The organism is Brevundimonas sp. (assembly GCF_032107865.1).
Lineage (GTDB): Bacteria > Pseudomonadota > Alphaproteobacteria > Caulobacterales > Caulobacteraceae > Brevundimonas.
The window spans coordinates 2,017-24,215 of record NZ_DAMCNG010000012.1; the positions used below are offsets into that span (position 1 = coordinate 2,017).

Here is a 22,199-nt window from a genome sequence, read left to right on the forward strand (position 1 = left end):
AAAGCCGATAGAGGCCGGTCGGAAGGCTCGCGGAGGCGTTCCAGATCAGGCGCGGCGCGCGGGCATTGACCGGGCCAAGCGCGAGGGCGGCGAGCGCCAGGCCGGCCCACCCCAGCACCGCCGCCCGCCTCATGACGAGACCTGCTGGCGCAGACGAAAGGCACGGTGACGCTCGGCGGTATAGGCCAGGGGCGGCAGGCTGACCGCCAGCCGGGCATGGACGTGGCGCCAGTAGTCGGGAGCGACCTCGCCCGGTTCAAAACCGCCGGCCTCGACGGCGTCAATCAGGTCCAGGGCGCGGCGAACCCTCGGCCAGCCGTTCAGGCGAAGCAGGCTGACGGCGCCGGGAACGACGCCGGAAATGGCGATCCGGTCGCGGGTCGGATCAGCCGCCTGGAGGATGTCGAGGCGCGACACGACCGTGCCGTAGGCGTTGGCGGCCCAGCGCACATAGGCGAAGACGACGCCGGGACGGAAGGCGACGAAACGGTTCCGGCGCGAGACGATGCGCTGGTCGACCGCCTGGCCGAAGCGGATCCAGCGCTCCGTGCGGCCCGGGTCGAAGACGAGTTCGACCCAGGTCAGTTGGTCGGCGGACGGCGGCGGGGCCTCGACCACCACCACAGGATCGCGGTGATAGGCCAGATAGAGCGGCGGCGGTGGGGCGTCCTCGTCATCCCGGCCGGTCATAACGCGGGGCCCCGATCCGGGCGGCGCGCGGGCGAAATCCTGTCGTGGCCCGGGTCCGTAGTGGAGGATTTGACGCCGCGATCCGCCCAGGCCTGGAGGTCGCCGACGGCATAGACGACGCGTCCGCCGATCTTCCGATAGAGGGGCCCGGTGCCGTAGCAGCGGTGCTTCTCGAGCGTGCGGCCGGACAGGCCGAGATGCCGCGCAGCCTCGGCGGTGCGGAGATAGCGCGGCGGAATCGGGGTCTGGGCGTCGTGCATGGCGGCAATCCTTGCGGGGCTGGAACGCCGTCGGCGGTCGGCGGCGGGACAGGCCAAGGATTTCGCCAAACCGGCGTCTGCGGCAGTCGGCGCGCGGGCATCGGGCGATGCCCGCGCGTCATCACGCCCGTTCGCATCAGGGCGGCGGCTGCTTTTCCGCCAGGAACTTCGCGGCGCGTTCCGCGTGAGCGGCGGCGGCGACAATGAAGCGGCTGTCGTTGCGCAGGACGCGCAGCCAGGAGGCGATGTAGGCGGCGTGATCAGGACGCGGTTCGAGCGCCAGATCGAGGTCGGCGCAGACGAAGGCGGCGCCGAGTTCGGCCACCAGTTCCTCGCGGGCGTAGGCCTCGTCGCCGAAACGGCCGAGGGTGAGATCGCGATCCAGACGGGACCGATGGCCCGTCCAGTGGACCAGTTCGTGGGCCAGAACGGCGTAGTAGGCTTCCGGGTCATGGAAGGCCTCGAAGGCCGGCATGTGCACGGCATCAGCGTCCGGGCGGTAGCAGGCGGTGTCGCCGCCTGCCCGGACATCGGCGCCGGTCGCGGCGAAGTAGCGTTCCGCATGATCGATCCGCTCGGCGACATCGGGGCGGACCGGCAGCGGATAGCGGTCGTCCAGGCCTTCGATCTGGTCCAGGTTGAAGACGGTGTAACGCTTCAGGAAGCTCCCGCCGCGCCGCGCTTCCGGCTGATCGTCGCTGTCATCGGCAAGCGAGATGGGCGCGGCGTAGACGACGGGGGCGCCCTTTTCGCCTTTTCGAACCGCACCGCCGAGCGCCAGGGCCTGACGGAAGGTCATCCAGACGGGGCGGGCGTAGCCGCAGCGGGCGGCCCGGACCCAGAGCGTCAGGACGTTGACCCCGTGATAGGGCTGTCCGTCATGCCGCAGCGGGCGGGAGACGGCGCCCTGTGTCGTCCACGGACGGGTCCAGGGGCGGACGCCGGTCTCGAGTTCGGCGAGGATGAGGGCGGTGATCTCGGCATGGGGATCGGGGCGAACGGAAGCGGTGGGGCGCGACATGGCGGCCTCCTTGAAAGACGGTCTGAAGGGGATGGCGGCGGCGCCCTGGCGCCGCCGCCGGGCTCTCAGTTGCGCGACCAGATCAGGCTGTGCCCCTCGTCGCTCTCGACCAGCGAGGCGTAGATCGGCGCCGGGAAGCTCGGATCGTCCAGCTTGACCGAGAGGTAGTCGCGGTTCTGCTGGCTGGTCTTCTTCCAGGCCGCGCCGAACTCCGTGGTCCCCGCGAAAATCCGATAGTCCGGGGCCTTGTCGTCGCCCTTCTCGTTGGGGCGGAAGGTCGCCGACTTCACGTTGAGGGTCAGGGTCTTGATCGAACCGGTGTAGCCGTCGCCCTGGGCGATGAAGGTTCCAATAGCGGCCATGTCAGTCTCTCCTTTGCTTCGGGCCACGCCTGTCGCGGCCTCGATGGCGATCGGGAGACCGGGATCGGGAGGCGCGCAGGGCGAGCGCAGCGAGACCCCGCAGCGCAGCGGAGGACCGAAGGGAGCGACTTTCTTGTTTCGCGAGGAAGGCCGAAGGCCGGGGAAGAAAGTCGTCCTGACGGTTGCGCCAGCCGACCGGTCACGGTCAGATCCGCCTCATTGAGAGGCCGCGCCGGATGGCGCGAAAAACGGAAGACCGGCCGCTACGGAGCCCAAACTCACCCAGGCGCCCCGGAACTGTTGACGCCTGCCTGGCCCTCGGAAGGAACGGCTTGGCCTAGCCGTGATGAGGATCGGCGCCGGATCCAGGCTCACGGTTGCAGAGGCAGGAGCCGCCGGTGAAAGCTCGGAATGCTGACCAGCCTGGCCTGACGCGAGTCGCCGTCTCTGACGTTCAGACCGTCTGATTTCTGGCGGACCTCATCGGCGCCCGTTGTGGCGACGGAAGGCGAGAAGGGCTCCGCCGCTGCTGAAGATGCGGCGCGACTGAGCGCACGACGGCGTCGCCTCGCCGCCGCCGCCATCCCTTCAGTCCATCCTTCAGGGCGGTCAGCAAGTCAGCCTGCGTGCATGTTCGCAGGCGATGACATGATCGCTCCCGAACCTGCCTGACGGCGGGATGGCCAGGCCAGGCCAGGCCAGGCTGGCGGTTGAGGATCAGCCCCCAGAGGTCAGGTCATAGTAGGGCGCGCCGCGATCAGCGGCTTCGACGCGGGTCAGGACCTTGGTCTCGAACAGGGATGAGACCATGACCTTGATCCCCCGGTGCCGAATGCCCTCGTCCAGGGTCTTGGTGATGCGTTCGATGGCGTAGAGGCTGTCGCACCACACCGAACTTTTCACCGCGATCAATCCAGGCATGAGCGCGGGGTCGCCCCCTGCGGCCTGCTGCATGGCGTCCAGGGCGGCGGTCAATTGATCGGGGGTCATGGGTCGCGGTTAAGCTGAGTCGGGCCGCTGCCGGTCGTCTGGCCTATGGATAAACCCGCTCGACGACGAACGACCCCGGAGGGCTGGGCCTGAGAATCAGGTCCTCCGGCGCGGAAAGGTCGAGCCAGTGCGCGCCCGCCCCTGGCGGCAGGACGACGACCTGCCGGTCGTGATAAGGGGCCACCTCCGGTCCAGGTTCAGTCGTCAGCATGGCGAAGGCGCCCTCCTTCACCACCCCGGCGATCCAGAACCAGGGCTGGTCGATCAGGGTGAAGAGCCATTTCGTCTTCTTCCCCGCCACCTTGGGCTCGGTGAACTCGTAGAAGCCGTCGGCGGGGATCAGGCAGCGGGTCGAGCTGGCGAAGGATCGGCCCTCGGACCGGAAGTTGAAGACCGGGTTTCCGTTCGGTCCTTTCCAGGCCCAGGGCGTCCTCACCAGCCGAAGACCGCCCTGCCCGGCGAGCACCACGGGCGCACGGTCGCCGATCCGGTAATCGGTCGCCTCAAGGTTCGGCAGACCGTCCGGCAGGGCCAGCGTCCGGCCGATATCGGTGAGGGGCGCCGCCAACTGATTGGCGGGAACATGCAGTCGGTAGTTGTTGCACATGGTTCCGGTCCAACGCTTCAGACGCCGGTCGGCTTCCTTTCGCCCGGTTTGACGACGTACTCCGCCGGATAGCTCCATCCCTGTTCCGCGCCGCTGACCTCGGCCCAGGCCGCCTTGACCGTGGCGGCGGCGGCCATGACCGGAAAGCGTTGCGTGGAGACGGGGTTGAGTCCGGCGTGCATGGCCTGGAGCCGACGATAGATGTCGACCAGTTCGACCAGGTCCTCCACGGTAGGGCGCCCTTGCTCGACATCCCCTTGTAGCGGCCCATGCTCATTCGTCTCGAGCGAACAGGCCCAGCCCCCGCGCCTGCATGTCCTCGAGCGTCCCCAGAACCCTGGCGGCGACGCCCGGTGCAGACCGGTTCAGCGCCGCCGTGAGACGCGTGAACATGTTCGCGAGAACAGGATCATGCCGGACGGCGGGTCCATGGCGCCAGAGCGCGACCAGTTGGAGCACCTGCAGTTCGACCGAGGTCGGCGTCGCGTCGCTCATTGGGGGCGCCGCCCCACGAGGCGCAGGCCGGCGACGAGCCCGGCGATCAGATCGACCGTGGGCGGTGGGACATCCGGACGCTCACCCTGTTCAAGCGCGCGATCCAGCTCTTCCAGGTCGCGGGCGAAGCCCTCATCGGGACCCAGGGTTTTCCTGTCCATTTCCATCGCACCGACCCGAGGCGACTTCTACACGTGAACAAAAAGAGAACAAGTGAGGCGTGACGCTTGATCACAGGTCCCGCAGGGCTGTGGACAACCTGCACCCTGCGACAAGGTTTCAAGACGATGGCGTGAGGTCGGGAACCGACGGACGCCCGGTTCGTTTGGAGCGCGCCAATCGAGGAAAATCGGCGTGATTTCATACTATTGTATTGTAAATATGCCCGGCGTTCCGGCGCGGGAAATTCAGTTTCTGAGCGCCCGTGACGACGCCTCTGCGGTGCGCGACCTCGCTTTGGTCGCCGAGCAATGGGTCGGCTTCGACACCATCTGCCTCTATCACGGCGAACGTTTCATCGATGTGGTCAGCAATCCTGGGCAGGGCTTTCCCCAGAACGCCCTGCCGCCGTCCGCGCTCGCGATCATCCTCGACAAGGCGGCCTGAACGCGCCTGCCCCACGGCGATGGCGGAGCGCTCATGCGCCGACCAGCCCTACAAAAGATCGCGCGCCAACGGATGGGAGGCTCTGCTCCGGACGGGCGCTCGTCCGCCTCTCGCCAAGGCTACAGTCGGGGATGACCTTTGAGACCCGGCCCGGGATAGAGGGCGCTGGCCGTGGAAGGACGTATTCGCTCGCGCAGAAGGGTGACCTTGAGCAGGGCGCCAAGGCCCAGGCCGAGCACGGTCGTGCATCCGAAGAAAACGAGGACGAAGACGGTCGCTCCCAGAGCCTGCGGACTGATCCCGTCGATGAGCGCGGTGGAGCGATAGGCTGTCAGACGTTCGATAACGGCCATCTTCGCCGGAGGCGTCACCACGGCCGCCAGCGCGACGCCGGAAACCCATCCCAGACGTTCCGCCGCCGTGGTCTTGCGCGAGCGCAGGCTGAGCGAGGCGGACCTGTATCGCGAACGAACCGGCTTGAGAGAGTGGATCATCGGTCGATCTAAGGCCCCGACCGGGCGGTCGGCAAGCCGCAGTTTCCAGGTGAGACAACCGGTCCGCTCTTGGTCCCGCGCCCCCGTCGGGCCCAGCCGATGTGAAGTCGGCGGCATGCCAGGTCCAGCGTGAACCGCCATGATCGTCGTCGCGGCCCCTGGCCTGGACCACCTTCGCGCAAGGAAAAGACCGCGCGCCCCAAGGGGCGCGCGGTCCGTTTCGGTCCGGATCGCAGACCTATTCGGCTGCGACGTCGTAGGCCGCGTCGAGCGAAGGCGGTGGTCCATCCTCGCCATCGCCTTCCTGCCTAGGTTCCTGCGGCAAGGTTTCGGCGGTTCGGAGAACGGGGGGCAACCACCCCCTACCCTCCAGCAACCGCTCGGCGGCGTCCGCCATATCGCCCTTCTTGAACCCGGCGATCCGACCCGCCTCCTCGGCGCCGACCGCCTCGGTCACGGCCTCCAGCACCCGCGCCTTGGGGACGCGCGAGAAGTAGCTGGCGGCGGTGGCCGACCATGTTCCGGTCATGTCCAGCCCGACCGCCGTCGCCAACGTCTCTGCCTGCGCCCATGCGCCGGGTCGCCGGTCGTGCGGATCGCGCACGGCGTACAGCCCGACCCCGGCGCAGCAGGCCAACAGGTCCAGAAGCTCGACCCGGCGCAGCCCGTCACCACCGACCACAGGTCCTCGGCCCGCTCCGGAAGCCGCGCGCCCCACGCCTCAAGCCGGTCGCTAACCCGCCGCCCGGCGGAGCTGTCGCCGACCCCCGGCGCGAAACGTTCCAGCCCTCCCGCCGACAGGCGCAGCTGCAGCGGCGTGAAGTCGCCGTATCCCGGATAAAAGACCTGCAAGACCATGGCGTGAACCACCGTCGCCAAGGCGGCGGCGACATCGGCCTGCACGGCGTCCCGCAGCCCCATGGTCTTGTGGGCCGTCAGGTCGATGAGAAGGCGCTCGGACAGGGGCGCCAAGTCTTCATCAGGCGCGTCCCTCTCGCCGCCCCCCGCGCGGGCGTCATCGACCTTGCCTTCGTCTGGGCCGTCACCGTCCGCGCCTTCGTCCGCGTCCCATGGTGGAGGCGGCGCCAGAGCCGCATCCTCGGCGCGAACCAGACCGCGCTCAAAGCGGGCCAGTCCGTCATGGCCGAGCATGACCATGACCCCGGCCCGCGCCTTGGCCTCGGGCGTGTAGTCATAGTCAGGTCCATAGGCCTGCAAGGCCCTGTCGATGGCCTCGAGCCGGGCGTCGGTTTCCGGCGGCAAGACTTCGACCGCATCCGCCTCGGCAATCAGCCGGTCATACTCCTCCGACAGGGCCGCCAGATCGGCGGCGTCGGCCTCGGACCGTGAGGGCGGAGCCCTTCCATGTCCTTTTTCAAGTGTCTGGACGTGCAAAACCCTTCCGCGCCGCAGGCGCGGAGATGAGCAGGATGAGAGGTTCGTCAGGTTGGGGGCGGAGCGGCGTTGGCGACGGTCGATCAGTCTTCCATTCGCGTGTTGGTTACCGCATGAACGCTTTTCGTCGCGGGCTGGCCTCTGACTTAGGTCGGGCGTCGGCACATGGCCTGCCCACTGGGCTCTCGAGGATGTCCCTGACCTTCCGCTCCGCCCCCGGCCTGACGGGCCAGGGCTCGGCGCTCAAGGCGCCGCTGGCCGCACCTCCTGACCGATCGCCCAGATGAAGCCCGACAACTCCCGAGCGATAGCGGCGATGACGACAGTCGGCCGCTTGCCGCCGGCGCTGAGACGGCGATATCTATCGCACAGGCGCACCTGGGCCTTCCACGCCACGTCCCGCACCACCTTCGGCTGGCGAGAGACGACGTCGGTCTTGCCGGTCGAGACCCGCGGCGGGTAGCGATAGCTCCAGGCCGCTTCCACCAGCATCCGCCGCGCTTCGCGGTTGCCGGTCTTGGTGATGCCTCCGCGCCGGATCCGGTCGCCGCTGGAATGCTCCGAGGGGACCAGACCCAGATAGGCCATCAGCCGTCGTGGATTCTCAAACCTGCCGAGATCGCCGACGGCCGCGACGAAGCTGACGGCCGAGATGGTGTCGAGGCCGCGCAACGCCCGAAGCGCCTCGACCAGAGGCGACAACGACCAGCCCGCCAGCATGGCGGAGATCCTCGCTTCGAGCTGTTCCCGGCGGTCCTGCGCCGCCCAGACGGCCTCCACGTAATCTTGGAAGACGATGCGGTGCGCATCCTGCTCGAACGCCTGACCCGCCAGCCAGCGGCGGTGCCTCAAGGTCCATGGCTTGCCGACCGGGTAGGTCCGGCCGTGCCGCAGCAGAAACGCCAGCAGTTGCTGTCGCGCCCGCATCAGGGCCATCATCGCGTCTCCCCGGGCCCGGACCAGATCGCGCATGGCCTCATGCACTTCGTCGGGGACCCAGACCGCCGTCAGACCACCCGCGCGGTGTTGAAGCGCGAGCATCTGTGAATCCCGTCGGTCGGTCTTGATGCGATCGCCTGGCTTGCGAGCGATCAGCGTCGGCGCCGCGACCAGGCAGCCATGATCCATCTCCGTCAGCTGGCGGTAGATCCCGTAGCCACAGCCGCCGGCCTCGTAACAGAACTCCAACCGACTACCGGACCGCGACAGCCGACCCGCCAGCTTGCGAACCTGTTCCGGCGTGTTGGCGACCTCGCCGCAGAACCTGACGGCGCCGTCGCGTCCGTCCTCTGCAGTGGTGACGCTGATGCTCAGCTTGTGAACATCGAGCCCCACAAAGAGCGTGTCCATTCCTTCCTCCTAGGCGCTGCTGAAGGCTGCAGCATCCGGCGCCAGGCCGAACGAGGGCAAGGACATACGGACTTAGGCTCCTTCTGCACAAGTCGGGCGAAGTCACCCCATGCCGGAAGGCAAGGGCAGGCGTCGTACAGGGGGGGGGCGGCAGGCCTGTACTTCGTCAGCCTGACGATATAGCGCACGTCGCTTCGACCACCCGCAGGGCTACGGCCCGGACACCGCTCAAATCACCCGGCATCATCAAGACGTGACGCTCGGAAGCGGCCGCCGACGACGCCTATGCTAGAATATCCCCATGAACATCATCATCACGCCCGTCCAACCGTTTGATGACCAACGGCCCGGGACGGCCGGGCTGCGGCGCCCGACCTCGGTGTTCCGCCAAACGGGCTACCTCGAAACCTATCTCCAGGCGATCTTCGAGGCCGACCCTCCCTTGCCTGGCGCTGTTCTCGTAGTGGGTGGCGACGGAAGATTCTTCTGTCGGGAGGCATCTTCGATCGCGGTGCGGATGGCGATCGCCAACGGCTTCGACACTGTTCTCGTTGGCCAGCATGGCTTGATGTCCACACCAGCAGCGTCCGCCATGGTGCGCTCCCAGGACGCCCACGGGGCGATCATCCTGTCCGCCAGTCACAATCCGGGCGGAGCGGATGGCGATTTCGGTGTCAAATACAATACGCGGGGCGGCGGGCCGGCTTCCCCGGCTCTCACAGACGTCATAGCCACGCGCGCCCGAACGCTGGCGGCCTGGAAGATCGCTGAAGAGGCGGAGCTGGATCTGGACACGCTTGGTGAGCGCCGTCTGGGAAAAGGCCGGGTCGTCATCGTGGATCCGGTCAAGGATTACCTCGACCTTCTGGAGCGCCAGTTCGACTTCCCTTCCATCGCCGGCCTTCTCGCCCACCCTGACTTTCGGATGACCTTCGACGCCATGAATGCGGTGACAGGTCCCTATGCCAGGGCCCTCTTCGAGGAAAGGCTGGGCGCGCCTTCTGGGACGGTGTTGAGGGGCGCCCCCCTGCCCGATTTCGGCGGCCGCCACCCCGATCCCCATCCACACCATCTGACGGAACTGTTCGCGGATCTGTTCGGTCCGGATCCTGCGGATTTCGGCGCGGCGTCAGACGGCGACGGAGACCGGAACATGATCCTCGGCCCCGGCCTCATGATCTCGCCCGGCGACAGCCTGGCGGTGCTGGCGGCCAACGTCGGCCATATCCCGGCCTTCAGCCGGAGAGGTTTGGCCGGCGTGGCGCGGTCCATGCCGACTAGCCGGGCGGTTGACCGCGTGTCCCGTCGCCTCGGCTTCGCTCTCCACGAGACTCCGACGGGCTGGAAGTTTTTCACCAATCTTCTGGACGCAGGGCTGATCAACCTCTGTGGCGAGGAGAGCTTCGGCACCGGATCGGATCATGTGCGCGAAAAGGACGGCCTTTGGGCCGTCCTTTTCTGGCTCAGCCTGATGGCGACCCGCAATCTGTCCATATCGGCCATCATGGAGGACCACTGGTCCACCTACGGGCGGGATGTCTTCCAGCGCCACGACTACGAAGGCCTGTCCGCAGACGCAGCAGAAGCGATCATGACAGGGCTGAGAGCCCGGCTCGTCCCGACCATCGGACAGGTTTCTGGTGGCCACACCATCATAGCCGCTGAGGACTTCACCTATGTGGATCCTATCGACGGGTCGGTCGCCTCCGGGCAAGGCCTCCGTTTCACCTTGAATCCGGACTCCCGGATCACCTACCGGCTGTCCGGAACGGGCACCCTGGGGGCTACGCTGCGGATCTATCTGGAATATTACCTCCCGCCGGGCGAAGCTCATGAGGATGCAGCGAGACTGGCCGATCTGACCCGCGCGTCGCGACGGCTCGCCGACCTCGACCGCGCTTGGGGACCGCACGGCCCTTCGGTCGTAACATAAGATCCTCGCCTGGGCCGACGCAGGCCGGTCCTTCGCAGCCATCGCAAGAAGGGAGCGAGCGACGTTCCGCTCGGCGGGAGGTCTCGGCCCTGCCGCCCCCCTTGAACCCGCCCCTTGGCCATCCCCTCAAGCTGTCAGGTCGTCAGGGTTTCGGGGCCAGGCGCCGCCCCTGGTCGTCCAGCCCCAAGCGGCGACGCGCCTGCGTCATACGCTCACGCAAATCGGCCGGCGACAGCTCGGCCAGCATGGGCGCGATCCGACAGGCCTCTTCGGGCGTCGCTGCGGGGCGCACCCGCAGAACATTACCGATCAGCAGGCTCGCCGAGGGCGGGCGGGCATCTCGATCACGATGACCCATGATCGCTCCCTCCCGTCCCCTTTCGCCCGAAGGCCGTCAGGGGCCGGCGGGATCGCCGTGGTCCTGTCCAGTCGTCCATCGCCGTCGTCTCCCTGATTGACGTTGAAAGGTCCCGCGGCGCGCCAGAGCGTCAGGTGCGCCATCGCAAGACGCCGGCGCGAACCGGGTTGATGAAGGCGCCCGCTTGAAGCGACGCCCGCGACAGCGCCATCTTGCACTGGAAATACCAGGCCGAAGGCTGGTCGGGAGAGCCGACAAACAGGAGCGGCTGGCGCGTGCTGGCGTCGGCATCGATCAGGCGCAGAATGCGCGCGTCCTGCTCCAGAAAGGCGCGGCCCAGAAGAGAGAGAACCGGGTACAGAAGCCTCATGGGCCTAGACGAGCTATAGATGACGTTGCGCAAGACCACGTGGCCCGGCGCGGTCGGGGTGACCGTCGTCAGGTTGACGAGACGAAAACCGCCGCTTTGGACGCGCTCGACACGCGTGGACGGCAGACGGAACTCGATCGTCACCTCGCGCTCGGAACCCACCAGACGGTAGGCGGGCGCAGAGGCGAACCGGTCCGCCGCCGTCGCGGTGAATCCAAAGGGCGACGGCGCGTAGTGTTTTGTCTTCACCCGACGCCGGTCCGAGGATCGCCACCACCAGGCTGTATGGATCATCGGCACATGGGCGGGATCCACCAGCCCCAGCACGGCCTGGTCATAGTCGGTTTTCAGCTCGATCTCTGAACAGGCGATCATGGGGAGGGTCGACACCCCGGCCTCGTCGTCAATCAGAGGGGGCGTCGCGGCCTCTGCGCCCCCGCAACGCCGCACCCAGACGAGGCCGAGCCTGACCTGGATTGCCCAGCCCTCCGCCCGATCAAGGGATAGGGCGCCGCGGGCGCCGCGCACCAGGGTCAGCGTCTCGCCGAGAGCGACGACGGTCAGACGTCTGCGAACAGCGCCTTCTCGACTGACAGGGTACCAGGCATGGGCCGGGGGACCGAACCGGCCCGCAGCCCGTAGCGAGAGGCCTCCGGGAGGCCCCGTAAGAGATGATGACATGAATAGGGGCCGCAGGCGGGCTCAGGCATGCGGTTCGTCAACGCACCTATTGCTGCAGCCGCTCAGCTATCGCTTCAAATTTCCCGGGGGATAGGCGCCCAGGCTAGCCACCCATGAAGCATGGGTCCGACGAACCTCGTGGTGATGACCCATAGGCCCCCTGCGCACAAGCGTCCCAAATGACGCAGCCTCGGTTTGGCGGGCAGGCCTTTTCAGACAGCTCCCCAGCGGTCAGGTCGCAGCGCGAAAAGGGCGCCGGAAACCGGCGCCCCAAGTCTATCGCGTCCTGCGCATCAATGGGTTGAGCGGCCGTGGGATCAATGGCTAGCCCCCGCCGGCAGATGTTCTTTCTCGAAGCGTCCGACACGGTCAATCAGGGTTCTGGCCGCCTGGTTCATGCCGTGCACCACCACCTCCGCGCCCTGGCGTCGATAGCGGAACACCACCTTGTCCACGGCCGCTGCGCCCGTGAGATCCCACAGGTGGGCTTCCGTCATGTCGATTTCGACCCGCTTGGGTTGCCCATGGTGCTCGAAGCTGGCGGCGAAAAGATCCGCCGACGCAAAGAAAAGCTGGCCTGTGACGCGGTATCGCAACACCCCTTCCTCGGGCGTTTCGACCTCGGTCACGGCGATGGTCTTGCCGACCTTTCGCATGAAGAAGACAGCGGAGAGCAGCACGCCCAGGATCACGCCCTTGGACAGGTCGTGGGTGGCGACCACGGTCACGGTCGTGGCGATCATGACGATAGAGGACTGGAAGGGCGTGGAGCGCAGCTTCATCACGGACCCCCAGTCGAAGGTGCCGATCGAGACCATGATCATGACCGCCACCAGGGCCGCCATGGGTATCTGGGCGACCCAGTCCCGCAGCACCAGGATCAGGAACAACAGGAAGAGACCGGCCCAGAGCGTGGACAGGCGGCCGCGGCCGCCCGAGGTGACGTTGATGATCGACTGGCCGATCATGGCGCAGCCCGCCATGCCGCCGAACAGCGACGAGGCGATGTTGGCGATGCCCTGGCCGCGCGTTTCGCGGTCCTTATCCGAAGGCGTATCGGTCAGGTCGTCCAGCAGGTTGGCGGTCAGCAGGCTTTCCAGCAGGCCGACGAAGGCCAGGGTCGCGGAAACCGGGGCGATGATGGCGAAGGTCTCCCAGGTCAGGGGGACGCTGGGCAGATGGAACATCGGAAGCGTCGAGGGCATCTGGCCCATGTCGCCGACCGTGCGCACGTCCAAGCCGGTCATCATCACGAAAACACTGATCAGGACAATGGCCACCAGAGGCGAGGGCACGGCCTTGGTCAGGCGAGGGAAGCCGTAGATGATGACCAGGGCGACGGCGACCAGGGCGAAGGTTTGCCAGTTGGCGCCGATCAGTTCGGGCATCTGGGCCAGGAAGATCAGAATGGCCAGCGAGTTGACGAAGCCCGTCATCACGCTGCGACTGACGAACTTGATGTAGCGACCCAGCTTCAGCAGGCCGATGGCGATCTGGAATACGCCGCAGAGCAGGGAGGCGGCGAACAGATACTCCAGTCCATGGTCGCGCACGAGGGTCACCATCAGCAGGGCCATGGCCCCGGTGGCGGCCGAGATCATGGCCGGACGCCCGCCCACAATGGCGATGGTCACGGCGATGATGAAACTGGCGTAGAGACCGACAGCAGGATCGACACCGGCGATGATGGAGAAGGCGATGGCCTCGGGAATCAGGGCCAGGGCCACGACGGTCCCTGCCAGCAGATCGCGACGAGGATTGGCGAGCCACTGCTGACGCGCGGATGCAATGATGGACATTTTGGAGTTCATCTGGCGAAGCCGTCACACGACGGCGCGTTTCCCGGCGGTTCGGCGGCCGGGATAGCCACCCGTTTCCTGCGAACAGGTCCGGGTCCAATGCGAAGGCCGCCTCATGCGGCGTTGTGGCGCAGAACTCAAGGCCGATTACGATAGGCGCCGATGACACCGAGTCATTTTGCGCTCGGATGCGGCGCTGACATCACACCGAAGCCCGGGAAGCCTCTTGGCGCCTCCAGCGAAAATTCGTGCTTCGAAACCTCACCCCAAGCCTGTGGCCGCTAGCCAGAACGGCGCGAACCGCAGGTAATCCGTGGCGACCCGGCCGATACTGTCCCTCGGCCGATCATCCTTCTGAGGCGACAGGGTCAGAATCCACGCCCACCGTCCCCCCGCCCTGACCGGCCGCGGGGAAACATAGAGCCCGCTTGCCATCAGGGCCTTGCGCCGGGCGCCGCGCCGAAACCAAAGTCCTTTTTCCATGACGGCCACGGCGCCGCCGGCTGCAAGCTTCGGCTTGATCCAGGCCAGAGGCTTGAGATCTTGGTGCCACAGAAACACCAGGGCCAGCTCATCCTCGGACGAGCCTCGGACAAAACGAATTCCCCCCTGGTCCACGACAGCGACCGCGCCCTCGCGCGAAACCAGCCCCCCCAGACTTGCGGCACGACGCAGCCAGATGTCGTCAGCGCCTCTACGGCCGCCAACCTCGGCCATGGCCTCTGCGTAGCACTCCAAGGTTTTCTCCACGGTCCCCTCCATACAACAGGCGCGCTCTACGGATCGTCGCTGGCGCGGCCCATGGCGAGGCGGGCTTCCGCAGGATGTGCGAGAAACCAGCTCAACCCCTCTTCCCAGACGCGCATGTTTTCCGCTGCAAGTCGAACGCCTCCTTCGATGACGGTCTCCTGAAACGCGCCGTGGTCCGACACCACGACAGGACGTTTCATCAGGTGGGCCTCGACTGCCGAGCGCCCGAAGCTCTCGTGCTTGAGAGACGGTAAGGCGACCGCGTCGCGGGCTGAATAGACCAGGGGCATGTCTGCATGGTCGCCCGCGAATAGGATCTTTGCGGTCGCGCCGTTCAGGCTCCCCCGCTCCGGAGAGGGAGTGAAGGCGCTCATCAGCGCCGCCTCGGTATTTGAAAAAGAGCGAGCGCCAGCATGATCGGCAGGCCCATCTCGCCTATCTCTTCCACCGCCTTGCTGATGACCAGTGTGTTTTCAGGCAGCGGCCAACCAAGGCCGCGAAGTTGACGCGGCAAGGCGTCTATCTGCTTAAGAAGAACACCAAACCCTAGAAGGACGAGAAGGGTGACGCCCGACGTGACGGCCCGCCCATTCAGGTCGCGCCAGGCGCCGCGCAAGGCGGCGATGGTCAGGACGACCAGAGCCAGGACCGCCACGCCTGCCGCCAGCTTTTCCATCAAGGGCACGTCCGGACGTGCGTAAAGTCGCGTGCTGAAGACGCCGAAGCGGGTGAAGGCGGCATGGGCGTCAAGTTCGCGCAAGGCCATCAGAAGCGAGGCTGTCGCAACAAGTCCGCCAAGAGGCTGGCCGCTGCGCCAGGCCAGCAGAGCCGCCAGGAAGACGACCCCGTAAAGCCAGACCGTCGCCGACTCGATGGGTCCGTTCTCGGCGGTCAGGGCCGGCGCAGCCTCCCCTGCCGTGAATCCCACGACGACTGCGACGCCCAGAGTGAGGGCTACGACAATGAAGGCGGGCGCGCCAATCTTGAAGCGTCGACGAAAAGCTGAATCTGTCCGCGTTTGAGAACGCAGAAGACGGGGGGCGCGGCCGTATCGGCGCGCGTCATCGCGAAGTGACATGGAATGAATAACAAGAGTGCGAAGCCGACGAACGGCGTCGATGGCCCGGGGGATAGGCGCCCAGGGTAGCCACCCCGTCGAACGGGGTCCTTTTGCCCGATCCTTGGTGCCCGCTCAGGCGGGACAGGGCAAGCGAGTGCGGCCTTGCTGCGACTATTTGTCTGTCGCGGCGTCGCCCCTCACAGTCACCGAGCCGATGGGGACGGCCCCAAAAGCGGTCGCCGCCGTCCACTGGGCGCACGCCGTCTCAGACCGCGCTGGGCCGAGGGATCGCCGGCGTTGAAAACCTGACGATGGTCAGGCCTTCGCCCGATAGATGGTGCAGGCCGAGACATCGCCCGTCAGAGGATTGGGAAAGGTCACCGACTGGGCGTCGGCCGTGGCGAACGCCTCGCGCAGCACATTCAGAAACGGACCGGGTTCGGCTTCGTCCGACCACATGGCGAAAACACCGCCCGGGCGAAGCCGAGCCTTCAGCTTGCGCAAGGCCGCGGCGCTGTAGAAGGAGGCATGGGAGGGCGCGAGCCAGCGGGCCGGCGCATGGTCGATATCCAGAAGCACCGCGTCCCACGCGACGCCGGACGAATCGGCGACGAAGGTGAAGAAGTCTGCGTGGATCAGACGGCATCGCGGCTCGTCATGCAGAAGCGTCCCGAGAGGCGTCAGCCCCTCTCGATGCCATTCAATCACCGGCGCGAGCGCATCGACCACTTCAAGACGCGCCACGCGAGCATCCTCCAGCGCCGCCTGGGCCGTATGACCCAGCCCGAGGCCGCCAACCAGAACTTGTAGCGCCCCACCTTCGACCTGCTCCAGCCCCAGGCGCGACAAGGCCCGCTCGCCTTCGACGAACAAGCTCGACATCAGATGCTCATCGCCGAGAAGCACTTCGTGGACGTCGCGCCCTGCCGCCGCGACCCATCGACGGCGCAAGGTAAGCGGCCCCATGGGGGTCGGCCGGTAGTCCAACTCCTCGAATGCGCTCACAGTGGTTCTCCAGCGCAATCCACGCATTGGGCCAACGTAGGGTCGAGCCGCAGGCGCGCCAGGGCAATGGGCTCTCCGCAGGTTCCGCACCAGCCGTACTCGTCGGTGGCGAGCCGCGCCAGGGCTCGAGCGATCATCCGTGAATCATGGAGCCGGCGCCCCTGGGAGGCCAGGGCCATAGCCTGTTGCTGAAGGGCGTCCATGCGCGACAGTCTTCCCACGCTTTGCTGGTCCAGCTCGACGGGTTTGCGGCTCTCGTCGGTCAAGGCGTCAAGCGACTCGAGTTCCGCCAGCCAGACCAGCATCCTCGCCTTCAACTCCGCCTTTTCCTCCTCGGTGAGCGGAAGGGCCACGGTCCCGGTCATGAAAGCGCCTCTGCAATTTCAGGCTTCAGGCCAATGACGAGTTCGCCGTCTGGGCCAGGCGAACAATCGGCGAAAGCCTCAAGCACGTAGCGCGGGCCAGCCGCGCGTTTAACGGGAGGCCATTTCAGTTCGGAATAGAGCCGCCTGCCGAGACGGCGATAGACGGCCCATGCCTCCTCCTTGGGGAGCCCCGCGCGCCGGGCCAGATCCCCGATCTTCACCGCCATCCCCCCCATATGGCGATGCGCATGGAGCAGCAGCATCGCCGGCCCGGAGAGGGCTTCCGGGAGGTCTTCGAGCACTTCGCGATACTCGGCCGCGCAGGGGCGTCCTGTCGCGCGACGGTGGGCGACGAAGGCGGCCGCGTTCCGTGCCAGCAGGGTCTCGATCTCGGCGACTGCGGCCTCGAGGGTTTCGCCTTCGGACGCCGCGACGCGACGCTGGCCACAGAAGGCCGCCGCCTGGGCGCGGCCGCCGCGCCATCCCGACACGATGCGATATCGACCGACAAGAACCTCAGCGACGCGCCGTGTCGGGGCGTCGCCGCTCATCGTCCGCCTCGCCAGGATTCGGGGATCGCCACGTCCCTCACGGCGCCGACACCGAGGAGAGACGGCCAGGATGCGCTCCGGCCCAACGTCACCGGAAAAGCAACACAGGCAGGAGGGCGATACGGATCATGGCCGTCGTGGTGCTCCCTACAAAGAAGCGGCGGATCGGCGAGTGTCCGTAGGCGCCCATGACAAGGAGATCGATTCCGTTGGCGGCCACATAGTCGGTGATGACCGGCTCGGGGTCGCCGTCGATTCTCTTTACCGAATAAACGCCGCCCCAGGCCGACAGTCGTTCTTCCACCCATTGGAGATGGGCGTCGGCGTCGCGAGGCCGTCCAGCCATCACGACATGACAGCCAAGATCTCTCAGACCGGGCTCCGAGACAAGGAACTCAACCGCCTTGCGCGCGCTCGGACCGCCATCGAAAGCCAGGAGGATCCGCTCAATAGGCTTGAAGGCGCGCGGGGCCATCAGGACCGGCAAGGCGCTGGCCCTGATCACCTGCTCGACCGAACCCCCAAGGTGAGCCTTGGCGAAGTCGACATGCTCGCCCCGCTTGCCCAACACCACCAGCCGGAATTCCGCTTCCATCTCGTGAACCGTATCAACCAGACCACCGTGACGCAGGCGCACCTCGACCTCGGCTACGCCGGTATCGTGAACACGGCGCTCCGCTTCGGCCAGGAGCGCCCGCCCCCGATCCATGCGCAAGCGCCCGCGATCAGCATCAAGCTGGGTTAACTGCTCCAGGAGCTGCTCGGAGGCTCCCAGGCCGATGCTGCCCGAGACATCCGTGGGCGGGGCGTCGGGCGCCCGGTCAAGAACGTGGAGCAGATCCACCTCGGCGTTCAATCGGAGGGCCGCCCAGGCGGCATGGTCGCAGACGCTCGCCCCATAGGGCGAGGCGTCGATACAGGCGAGTATCTTGCTCATGAACATTTCCTCTAGTGGCTGAGCAGGCGTTCGAGCGCGCCCGGCTTGTCGTGGATGGCGAACTTGTCGACCATGGTGGCGCTAGCCTCGTTCAGACCGATGATCTCGACGTCCGCGCCTTCACGGCGGAATTTGAGAATGGCCTTGTCCAGCGCGGCGACGGCGGAGACGTCCCAGAAGTGGGCGCGGCTGACGTCGATGCGGACTTTCGGCACGGCCTCCTTGAAATCGAAGGCGCCGACGAAGGCATCCGCCGAGGCGAAGAATATCTGGCCGAGCACGACATAGTCGCGGGTAGAGCCGTCCTCCGACAGGTTCGACCTCACCGCCACGATCCTCGCCACCTTCTGAGCGAAGAAGACCCCCGACAGGAGCACGCCGGTCAGCACGCCCTTCGCCAGGTCGTGGGTCGCGACGGTGACGACGACGGTCGCGACCATCACCACGCTGGAGCTCTTGGGGTGATCGACCAGGCTCTTGATCGACCCCCAGTTGAAGGTACCGATCGCCACCATGAACATGACCGCAACCAGGGCCGCCATCGGGATCTGGGCGACCCAGGGGCCGAGCACCAGGATCATGAACAGAAGAAACAGGCCTGCAAGCAGTGTGGAGAGACGTCCGCGACCGCCGGATTTGATGTTGATGACCGACTGGCCGATCATGGCGCAGCCCGCCATGCCGCCGAAGAAGCCGGCGACGATATTGGCCAGCCCCTGGCCCTTGCACTCCCGGTTCTTGTCGCTCGACGTGTCGGTCAGATCATCGACGATGGTCGCCGTCATCAGGGATTCCAGCAGGCCGACAACCATCAGGGTCGCCGAATAGGGAAAGATGATCGCCAGGGTCTTGAAGTTGAGCGGGATGTCCGGGATCAGGAACATCGGCAGGCTCGTGGGCAGTTGCCCCATGTCGCCTACCGTTCGGACGTCAAGGCCCAGGATCATCGACAGGGCCGTCAGAACAACAATGGCGATCAGCGGCGACGGGATGGCCCGCGTCAACCGCGGCAGCAGATAGATGATGGCCAGGCCGCCCGCCACCATGGCGTAGGTTCGCCAGTCGACCCCGGTGAGTTCAGGCAGTTGAGCCAGGAAGATGAGGATCGCCAAAGCGTTGACGAAGCCAGTGACAACCGACTTTGAGACGAACTTCATCAGGGCGCCGAGGCGGATATAGCCGGCGACAATCTGCAGCACCCCTGTCAGCACAGTGGCTGCGAGAAGATACTGCAGCCCGTGATCCCGCACGAGGCTGACCATGAGAAGCGCCATAGCGCCGGTCGCGGCCGAGATCATGCCAGGCCGGCCGCCAGCAAAGGCGATCACCACGCAGATTGCGAAGGAGGCGTAAAGACCGACGGAGGGATCAACCCCGGCGATGATCGAAAATGCGATGGCTTCCGGGATCAGGGCCAGCGCAACCACGATGCCCGCCAGCGCGTCTCCCTTAATATTACCGAACCAGCTTTGCCGGATAGCTCCAAATGTCATCAAGTCTATCTCCTGCGCCCAAAAAAAAATGGACGCCGCGCCTTCATGACGCGATTCATTTCAGCGCCGCTGCTAAAGCAGACAGCTATTATTTCGCCGATATAAATTACCAGCCGATACATTTTATTACTGTAAGGCTATTTACACGTATCTATCCGATGCTGACTTGAACACGAATACGCTTTCTGTAAATTGCCCCAACATTGAGATTTTTTTAGAAAGTAGCCCCTGATGCCCACCGGCACCCTCAAGTTCATCTCGCCTGATGGGCGCTACGGCATGATCTCTCGAGACGACAAGGCGCCGAAAGTCTTCGTCCATCTTAACGAGGCGCGACAGGCCGGCCTGGACACCCTGCCTCGCGGTCAACGCTTTCGGTTCGACGTGGACGCAGATGCGCAACCACGTCCACGGGCGATTAATCTCGAATGCATCTAGGGATCCCGCCCTACGGCGAGACGAGATGCGGCCGGACGCGCGCGCGCCAAGACACAATCGACGGAATTCCATCGCAGGGACCACATTCGGTGCAACCGGCGCCGCGTTCCGTCTACGCGTTGGGCCAGTCGTTCAGCGGGCGCTGCATTAAATCCTAGGGGATGGGCGCCTAGGGTAGCCACTCGTAACGAGTCCGACGGAAGCCTTCTTCCTGCCCCGTTCTCGAATCAAATTCAAGCCAAAACAAAGATCAGATGCTTACTGTTTTCTCGACGGACAGAAGCTCGTAGTGGAAAGCCAAGGCTTGGAACGCGCGTCGGCGCGCCCTGACCGATGCCGCAGGACGATACACCGGAGAAGAACATCCGGTTTTCATTCAAGGTTTAATCCGGCTTCAGCCTAATACAGAGCATGGCGCACACTCGTCTTGACGATGCTGCAGCACCCTGAGACGACGCCTCCTCAGGGCGCGCCGCCTTGCAAGACAAGACAATTCAGCCCCGCTGAGGTCAGGGTCTCGCACGCCCGACCGGCGGCTTCAGGCTCCAACCCCAGAATGCGGGAGCGATGCCACGGTCCCGATGACTCAACCGATACCCGGCCCTCTTGCACCAGCTGCGGAAACCGCCGACTGACCGTCGCCAGCCAGTTCCGGGCCGCCTCGGGGTCTCGAAACGCACCGACCTGGACCGCCCAGCCGCCCCGTGTGTCAGATTCTATCTGCCGACGCCTCGCATCGGCAAGACCACTGATTTCGTCGCGCGCCTCCACGACCAGGCCAGCCTGGAGCGCCTGCGCCGGGACCGGGCCTGCAGGGACAAGGCTTGAATCCCCCGCCGACTCGAGACCGAAACCCCTGCTCTCGAAAAAGGCCTGGGGTGTTCCGACATGGCCCATGGACTTCGCAGCTTCGGCGTCAAACCCTGTGGCCATCAAGGCGCTGACATGAGCGTTACGGCTGGCCGAGGTACGCCCTCCGAGCACGACCGTGATCAAACGCAAGTCCCCCCGAATAGAGGAGGCAGCCAGATTATAGCCGGAGGCCCGGGTGAATCCCGTCTTGATGCCATCCACGTCAGGATGGGTGGACAGCAGACCATTTGTCGTCCGGATGACCCGCCCTTCGAAGGACCAGCTGTCCTGTCCGAAGTACCGATAATACTGAGGATAATCGCGCCAGACAGCATGACTCAGGAGCGCCAGGTCCAGCGCCGTCGAGACGTGTCGCGGATCGGGAAGACCGTGAGGATTGACGAAGGTGGTCTGAACCATGCCGAGCTCGTGCGCTCGCAGCGTCGATGCCCGGCCGAAGGCCTCGACCGAGCCGGACAGATGTTCCGCGAGAGCCACGGCGACGTCGTTGGCGGAACGCACGGCGAGCGCCTGGATGGCTTCTTCGACTGAAAGACTCCGACCTGCCGCAAGGCCAAGCTTGGAAGGCGGCTGGGACGCGGCCCGAACGGACATGCGCACCTGATCGTCCAGCGACAACCGGCCCTGCTCCAGGGCGTCAAACACCATGTAGAGGGTCATCACCTTGGTGATCGAAGCTGGATACCGGGTCTCCCGGGCGTGGCGGTCAAACAGGATTTCTCCTGTCTTTGCATTCATGACCAGGGCCGCATATCGCTCCGGACCGCCCTGCGCGCATTGGGCCGCCGACGCAACCGTCAGGCTCAACAGGAAGACGAGCATCGCTGCGAGACGCACGGAAAGACTCATAGGCAACCGCCTTTTGGGGCTCTGCGACACCGTGCAGACAGGGATTGAAACATCTCGGCCCGCGCCGGGGCGCGCCGCAAGGACGGCATTCGTCCGCCGCTCATTGAGCGTTCTGGCCCGCGCGACGCCCCACCAGGAACAACCCACCGGTGGCGGAAAGCGCAACGCGGTGGAGAACCGGGCGCCGGCTCCCATATCGAGAAGGACCAGCCTCTCGGCCAGGGTGATCACGGGTCAAAGCCTGAAGGTCAGGCTCACCCCATGCCCCCGGACATCGCGACTGCAGGCGATCAGACCGGGTCGGCGCAAGACCACGCGCCCACGCCGCGGCTGGATTCGAAGCAGGCGCTAAGCGTTCAGGAAGGGCGCACGCCCAACCGAACGCGCGAAGGCGCAATCGATGGATTTCCATCACAAGACCAGATTTGTGCAACTGGCCGCACGTCCCGTCAACGCGCCTTGCCAGT

28 protein-coding genes and 4 other annotated features are annotated in these 22,199 nt (G+C 65.8%); of the genes, 3 read left to right on the top strand and 25 right to left on the bottom strand.

The annotated features are described in order from the left end of the window. Positions 1–129 precede the first annotated feature (129 nt). From RT567_RS02270 to RT567_RS02310, 9 genes are all read right to left on the bottom strand, one after another. Positions 130–690 carry a DUF2840 domain-containing protein gene (locus RT567_RS02270; protein WP_313574046.1) on the bottom strand — a complete coding sequence of 187 codons (561 nt, stop codon included), beginning with the start codon at positions 688–690 and terminating at the stop codon, positions 130–132. Beyond that, on the bottom strand, positions 687–950 hold the full coding sequence (locus tag RT567_RS02275) for a helix-turn-helix domain-containing protein (protein WP_313574048.1): 264 nt from the start codon (positions 948–950) through the stop codon (positions 687–689). Before RT567_RS02275 ends, RT567_RS02270 begins: the two co-directional genes overlap by 4 nt. Before the next feature lie 136 nt (positions 951–1,086). Further along, positions 1,087–1,971: a zincin-like metallopeptidase domain-containing protein gene (locus RT567_RS02280; protein WP_313574049.1), complete on the bottom strand. Its 885-nt coding sequence runs from the start codon at positions 1,969–1,971 to the stop codon at positions 1,087–1,089. 65 nt (positions 1,972–2,036) lie between these two features. Further along, positions 2,037–2,333: a DUF736 domain-containing protein gene (locus RT567_RS02285; protein WP_313574051.1), complete on the bottom strand. Its 297-nt coding sequence runs from the start codon at positions 2,331–2,333 to the stop codon at positions 2,037–2,039. A 717-nt stretch (positions 2,334–3,050) separates the two neighbouring features. After that, positions 3,051–3,323 (bottom strand): hypothetical protein, encoded by a 273-nt coding sequence (locus RT567_RS02290; protein ID WP_313574053.1) that lies wholly within the window; start codon positions 3,321–3,323, stop codon positions 3,051–3,053. Positions 3,324–3,366: 43 nt separating this feature from the next. Next, a complete protein-coding gene (locus RT567_RS02295) occupies positions 3,367–3,930 on the bottom strand; it encodes an SOS response-associated peptidase (RefSeq protein WP_200168120.1) in 564 nt (187 codons plus the stop codon). A 17-nt stretch (positions 3,931–3,947) separates the two neighbouring features. Further along, the gene (locus tag RT567_RS02300; RefSeq protein ID WP_200168121.1) at positions 3,948–4,160 is read right to left on the bottom strand and encodes a hypothetical protein; all 213 of its coding nucleotides are present in this window, start codon (positions 4,158–4,160) and stop codon (positions 3,948–3,950) included. A gap of 43 nt (positions 4,161–4,203) precedes the next feature. Continuing rightward, a complete protein-coding gene (locus RT567_RS02305; protein ID WP_200168122.1) occupies positions 4,204–4,425 on the bottom strand; it encodes a hypothetical protein in 222 nt (73 codons plus the stop codon). Then, positions 4,422–4,586 (bottom strand): hypothetical protein, encoded by a 165-nt coding sequence (locus tag RT567_RS02310; RefSeq protein ID WP_200168123.1) that lies wholly within the window; start codon positions 4,584–4,586, stop codon positions 4,422–4,424. The genes RT567_RS02305 and RT567_RS02310 overlap by 4 nt, the downstream gene beginning before the upstream one ends. Positions 4,587–4,806: 220 nt before the next feature. Here RT567_RS02310 and RT567_RS02315 point away from each other — a divergent pair, with 220 nt between their 5' ends. Further along, positions 4,807–5,031 carry a hypothetical protein gene (locus tag RT567_RS02315; protein WP_234288787.1) on the top strand — a complete coding sequence of 75 codons (225 nt, stop codon included), beginning with the start codon at positions 4,807–4,809 and terminating at the stop codon, positions 5,029–5,031. Between the two features lie 119 nt (positions 5,032–5,150). Here the strand turns inward: RT567_RS02315 and RT567_RS02320 are convergent, their stop codons facing one another. The 4 genes from RT567_RS02320 to RT567_RS02335 all read right to left on the bottom strand — a co-directional run bounded on the left by RT567_RS02320 (position 5,151) and on the right by RT567_RS02335 (position 8,270). Beyond that, positions 5,151–5,525, bottom strand: coding sequence for a hypothetical protein (locus tag RT567_RS02320; protein WP_200168125.1), 375 nt, complete (start codon positions 5,523–5,525; stop codon positions 5,151–5,153). 238 nt (positions 5,526–5,763) lie between these two features. Next, entirely contained in the window at positions 5,764–6,054 is a 291-nt protein-coding gene (locus RT567_RS02325; protein ID WP_234288788.1) for a hypothetical protein, read from the bottom strand. Beyond that, entirely contained in the window at positions 6,051–6,920 is an 870-nt protein-coding gene (locus tag RT567_RS02330; protein WP_313574057.1) for a hypothetical protein, read from the bottom strand. Before RT567_RS02330 ends, RT567_RS02325 begins: the two co-directional genes overlap by 4 nt. 243 nt (positions 6,921–7,163) lie before the next feature. Next, positions 7,164–8,270 carry an IS110 family transposase gene (locus RT567_RS02335; RefSeq protein WP_313574059.1) on the bottom strand — a complete coding sequence of 369 codons (1,107 nt, stop codon included), beginning with the start codon at positions 8,268–8,270 and terminating at the stop codon, positions 7,164–7,166. Positions 8,271–8,571: 301 nt separating this feature from the next. Between RT567_RS02335 and RT567_RS02340 the strand changes: the two genes are divergently transcribed. Further along, the gene (locus RT567_RS02340) at positions 8,572–10,203 is read left to right on the top strand and encodes an alpha-D-glucose phosphate-specific phosphoglucomutase (RefSeq protein WP_178824360.1); all 1,632 of its coding nucleotides are present in this window, start codon (positions 8,572–8,574) and stop codon (positions 10,201–10,203) included. 142 nt (positions 10,204–10,345) lie between these two features. On the opposite strand, the gene RT567_RS02345 is transcribed toward RT567_RS02340, so the two are convergent. The 11 genes from RT567_RS02345 to RT567_RS02395 all read right to left on the bottom strand — a co-directional run bounded on the left by RT567_RS02345 (position 10,346) and on the right by RT567_RS02395 (position 19,572). After that, on the bottom strand, positions 10,346–10,561 hold the full coding sequence (locus RT567_RS02345) for a hypothetical protein (RefSeq protein ID WP_178824359.1): 216 nt from the start codon (positions 10,559–10,561) through the stop codon (positions 10,346–10,348). A 130-nt stretch (positions 10,562–10,691) separates the two neighbouring features. After that, positions 10,692–11,321: a hypothetical protein gene (locus tag RT567_RS02350; RefSeq protein WP_178824357.1), complete on the bottom strand. Its 630-nt coding sequence runs from the start codon at positions 11,319–11,321 to the stop codon at positions 10,692–10,694. A gap of 368 nt (positions 11,322–11,689) precedes the next feature. Beyond that, positions 11,690–11,743: a sequence feature (sul1 is cis-regulatory element that is thought to sense ions involved in sulfur or methionine metabolism; They are found in Alphaproteobacteria), on the bottom strand. Positions 11,744–11,929: 186 nt separating this feature from the next. Continuing rightward, positions 11,930–13,405: a SulP family inorganic anion transporter gene (locus RT567_RS02355; RefSeq protein ID WP_313574078.1), complete on the bottom strand. Its 1,476-nt coding sequence runs from the start codon at positions 13,403–13,405 to the stop codon at positions 11,930–11,932. A 43-nt stretch (positions 13,406–13,448) separates the two neighbouring features. After that, positions 13,449–13,506: a sequence feature (sul1 is cis-regulatory element that is thought to sense ions involved in sulfur or methionine metabolism; They are found in Alphaproteobacteria), on the bottom strand. Positions 13,507–13,672: 166 nt separating this feature from the next. After that, the gene (locus RT567_RS02360; protein WP_178824352.1) at positions 13,673–14,161 is read right to left on the bottom strand and encodes a hypothetical protein; all 489 of its coding nucleotides are present in this window, start codon (positions 14,159–14,161) and stop codon (positions 13,673–13,675) included. A 26-nt stretch (positions 14,162–14,187) separates the two neighbouring features. Then, complete coding sequence (locus tag RT567_RS02365; RefSeq protein ID WP_178824350.1) at positions 14,188–14,535, bottom strand: glycosyltransferase; 348 nt, start codon at positions 14,533–14,535, stop codon at positions 14,188–14,190. Then, positions 14,535–14,927: a hypothetical protein gene (locus RT567_RS02370; RefSeq protein ID WP_178824348.1), complete on the bottom strand. Its 393-nt coding sequence runs from the start codon at positions 14,925–14,927 to the stop codon at positions 14,535–14,537. Before RT567_RS02370 ends, RT567_RS02365 begins: the two co-directional genes overlap by 1 nt. 351 nt (positions 14,928–15,278) lie before the next feature. Next, positions 15,279–15,332, bottom strand: a sequence feature (sul1 is cis-regulatory element that is thought to sense ions involved in sulfur or methionine metabolism; They are found in Alphaproteobacteria). 204 nt (positions 15,333–15,536) lie between these two features. Then, a complete protein-coding gene (locus tag RT567_RS02375) occupies positions 15,537–16,226 on the bottom strand; it encodes a spermidine synthase (protein ID WP_178824346.1) in 690 nt (229 codons plus the stop codon). Further along, positions 16,223–16,591, bottom strand: coding sequence for a TraR/DksA family transcriptional regulator (locus RT567_RS02380; RefSeq protein WP_200168127.1), 369 nt, complete (start codon positions 16,589–16,591; stop codon positions 16,223–16,225). The genes RT567_RS02375 and RT567_RS02380 overlap by 4 nt, the downstream gene beginning before the upstream one ends. Then, complete coding sequence (locus RT567_RS02385) at positions 16,588–17,142, bottom strand: hypothetical protein (RefSeq protein ID WP_178824344.1); 555 nt, start codon at positions 17,140–17,142, stop codon at positions 16,588–16,590. The genes RT567_RS02380 and RT567_RS02385 overlap by 4 nt, the downstream gene beginning before the upstream one ends. Positions 17,143–17,230: 88 nt before the next feature. Then, positions 17,231–18,079, bottom strand: a complete 849-nt coding sequence (locus RT567_RS02390) for a universal stress protein (RefSeq protein WP_178824369.1) — start codon at positions 18,077–18,079, stop codon at positions 17,231–17,233. 11 nt (positions 18,080–18,090) lie between these two features. Further along, positions 18,091–19,572, bottom strand: a complete 1,482-nt coding sequence (locus tag RT567_RS02395; protein WP_178824342.1) for a SulP family inorganic anion transporter — start codon at positions 19,570–19,572, stop codon at positions 18,091–18,093. Positions 19,573–19,803: 231 nt separating this feature from the next. Between RT567_RS02395 and RT567_RS02400 the strand changes: the two genes are divergently transcribed. Next, positions 19,804–20,010, top strand: a complete 207-nt coding sequence (locus RT567_RS02400; RefSeq protein ID WP_178824341.1) for a cold-shock protein — start codon at positions 19,804–19,806, stop codon at positions 20,008–20,010. A gap of 148 nt (positions 20,011–20,158) precedes the next feature. Beyond that, positions 20,159–20,208, bottom strand: a sequence feature (sul1 is cis-regulatory element that is thought to sense ions involved in sulfur or methionine metabolism; They are found in Alphaproteobacteria). A gap of 264 nt (positions 20,209–20,472) precedes the next feature. On the opposite strand, the gene RT567_RS02405 is transcribed toward RT567_RS02400, so the two are convergent. Further along, positions 20,473–21,732, bottom strand: a complete 1,260-nt coding sequence (locus tag RT567_RS02405; RefSeq protein WP_178824339.1) for a D-alanyl-D-alanine carboxypeptidase — start codon at positions 21,730–21,732, stop codon at positions 20,473–20,475. Positions 21,733–22,199: the final 467 nt, after the last annotated feature.

Excerpts from the sequence above, each read along its gene's own strand:
- RT567_RS02270 (WP_313574046.1), bottom strand. The coding sequence starts at position 690 with ATGACCGGCCGGGATGACGAGGACGCCCCACCGCCGCCGCTCTATCTG.
- RT567_RS02275 (WP_313574048.1), bottom strand. The coding sequence starts at position 950 with ATGCACGACGCCCAGACCCCGATTCCGCCGCGCTATCTCCGCACCGCC.
- RT567_RS02280 (WP_313574049.1), bottom strand. The coding sequence starts at position 1,971 with ATGTCGCGCCCCACCGCTTCCGTTCGCCCCGATCCCCATGCCGAGATC.
- RT567_RS02285 (WP_313574051.1), bottom strand. The coding sequence starts at position 2,333 with ATGGCCGCTATTGGAACCTTCATCGCCCAGGGCGACGGCTACACCGGT.
- RT567_RS02290 (WP_313574053.1), bottom strand. The coding sequence starts at position 3,323 with ATGACCCCCGATCAATTGACCGCCGCCCTGGACGCCATGCAGCAGGCC.
- RT567_RS02295 (WP_200168120.1), bottom strand. The coding sequence starts at position 3,930 with ATGTGCAACAACTACCGACTGCATGTTCCCGCCAATCAGTTGGCGGCG.
- RT567_RS02305 (WP_200168122.1), bottom strand. The coding sequence starts at position 4,425 with ATGAGCGACGCGACGCCGACCTCGGTCGAACTGCAGGTGCTCCAACTG.
- RT567_RS02310 (WP_200168123.1), bottom strand. The coding sequence starts at position 4,586 with ATGGACAGGAAAACCCTGGGTCCCGATGAGGGCTTCGCCCGCGACCTG.
- RT567_RS02315 (WP_234288787.1), top strand. The coding sequence starts at position 4,807 with ATGCCCGGCGTTCCGGCGCGGGAAATTCAGTTTCTGAGCGCCCGTGAC.
- RT567_RS02320 (WP_200168125.1), bottom strand. The coding sequence starts at position 5,525 with ATGATCCACTCTCTCAAGCCGGTTCGTTCGCGATACAGGTCCGCCTCG.
- RT567_RS02325 (WP_234288788.1), bottom strand. The coding sequence starts at position 6,054 with ATGACCGGAACATGGTCGGCCACCGCCGCCAGCTACTTCTCGCGCGTC.
- RT567_RS02335 (WP_313574059.1), bottom strand. The coding sequence starts at position 8,270 with ATGGACACGCTCTTTGTGGGGCTCGATGTTCACAAGCTGAGCATCAGC.
- RT567_RS02340 (WP_178824360.1), top strand. The coding sequence starts at position 8,572 with ATGAACATCATCATCACGCCCGTCCAACCGTTTGATGACCAACGGCCC.
- RT567_RS02345 (WP_178824359.1), bottom strand. The coding sequence starts at position 10,561 with ATGGGTCATCGTGATCGAGATGCCCGCCCGCCCTCGGCGAGCCTGCTG.
- RT567_RS02365 (WP_178824350.1), bottom strand. The coding sequence starts at position 14,535 with ATGAGCGCCTTCACTCCCTCTCCGGAGCGGGGGAGCCTGAACGGCGCG.
- RT567_RS02370 (WP_178824348.1), bottom strand. The coding sequence starts at position 14,927 with ATGGCCTTGCGCGAACTTGACGCCCATGCCGCCTTCACCCGCTTCGGC.
- RT567_RS02380 (WP_200168127.1), bottom strand. The coding sequence starts at position 16,591 with ATGACCGGGACCGTGGCCCTTCCGCTCACCGAGGAGGAAAAGGCGGAG.
- RT567_RS02385 (WP_178824344.1), bottom strand. The coding sequence starts at position 17,142 with ATGAGCGGCGACGCCCCGACACGGCGCGTCGCTGAGGTTCTTGTCGGT.
- RT567_RS02390 (WP_178824369.1), bottom strand. The coding sequence starts at position 18,079 with ATGAGCAAGATACTCGCCTGTATCGACGCCTCGCCCTATGGGGCGAGC.
- RT567_RS02395 (WP_178824342.1), bottom strand. The coding sequence starts at position 19,572 with ATGACATTTGGAGCTATCCGGCAAAGCTGGTTCGGTAATATTAAGGGA.
- RT567_RS02400 (WP_178824341.1), top strand. The coding sequence starts at position 19,804 with ATGCCCACCGGCACCCTCAAGTTCATCTCGCCTGATGGGCGCTACGGC.
- RT567_RS02405 (WP_178824339.1), bottom strand. The coding sequence starts at position 21,732 with ATGAGTCTTTCCGTGCGTCTCGCAGCGATGCTCGTCTTCCTGTTGAGC.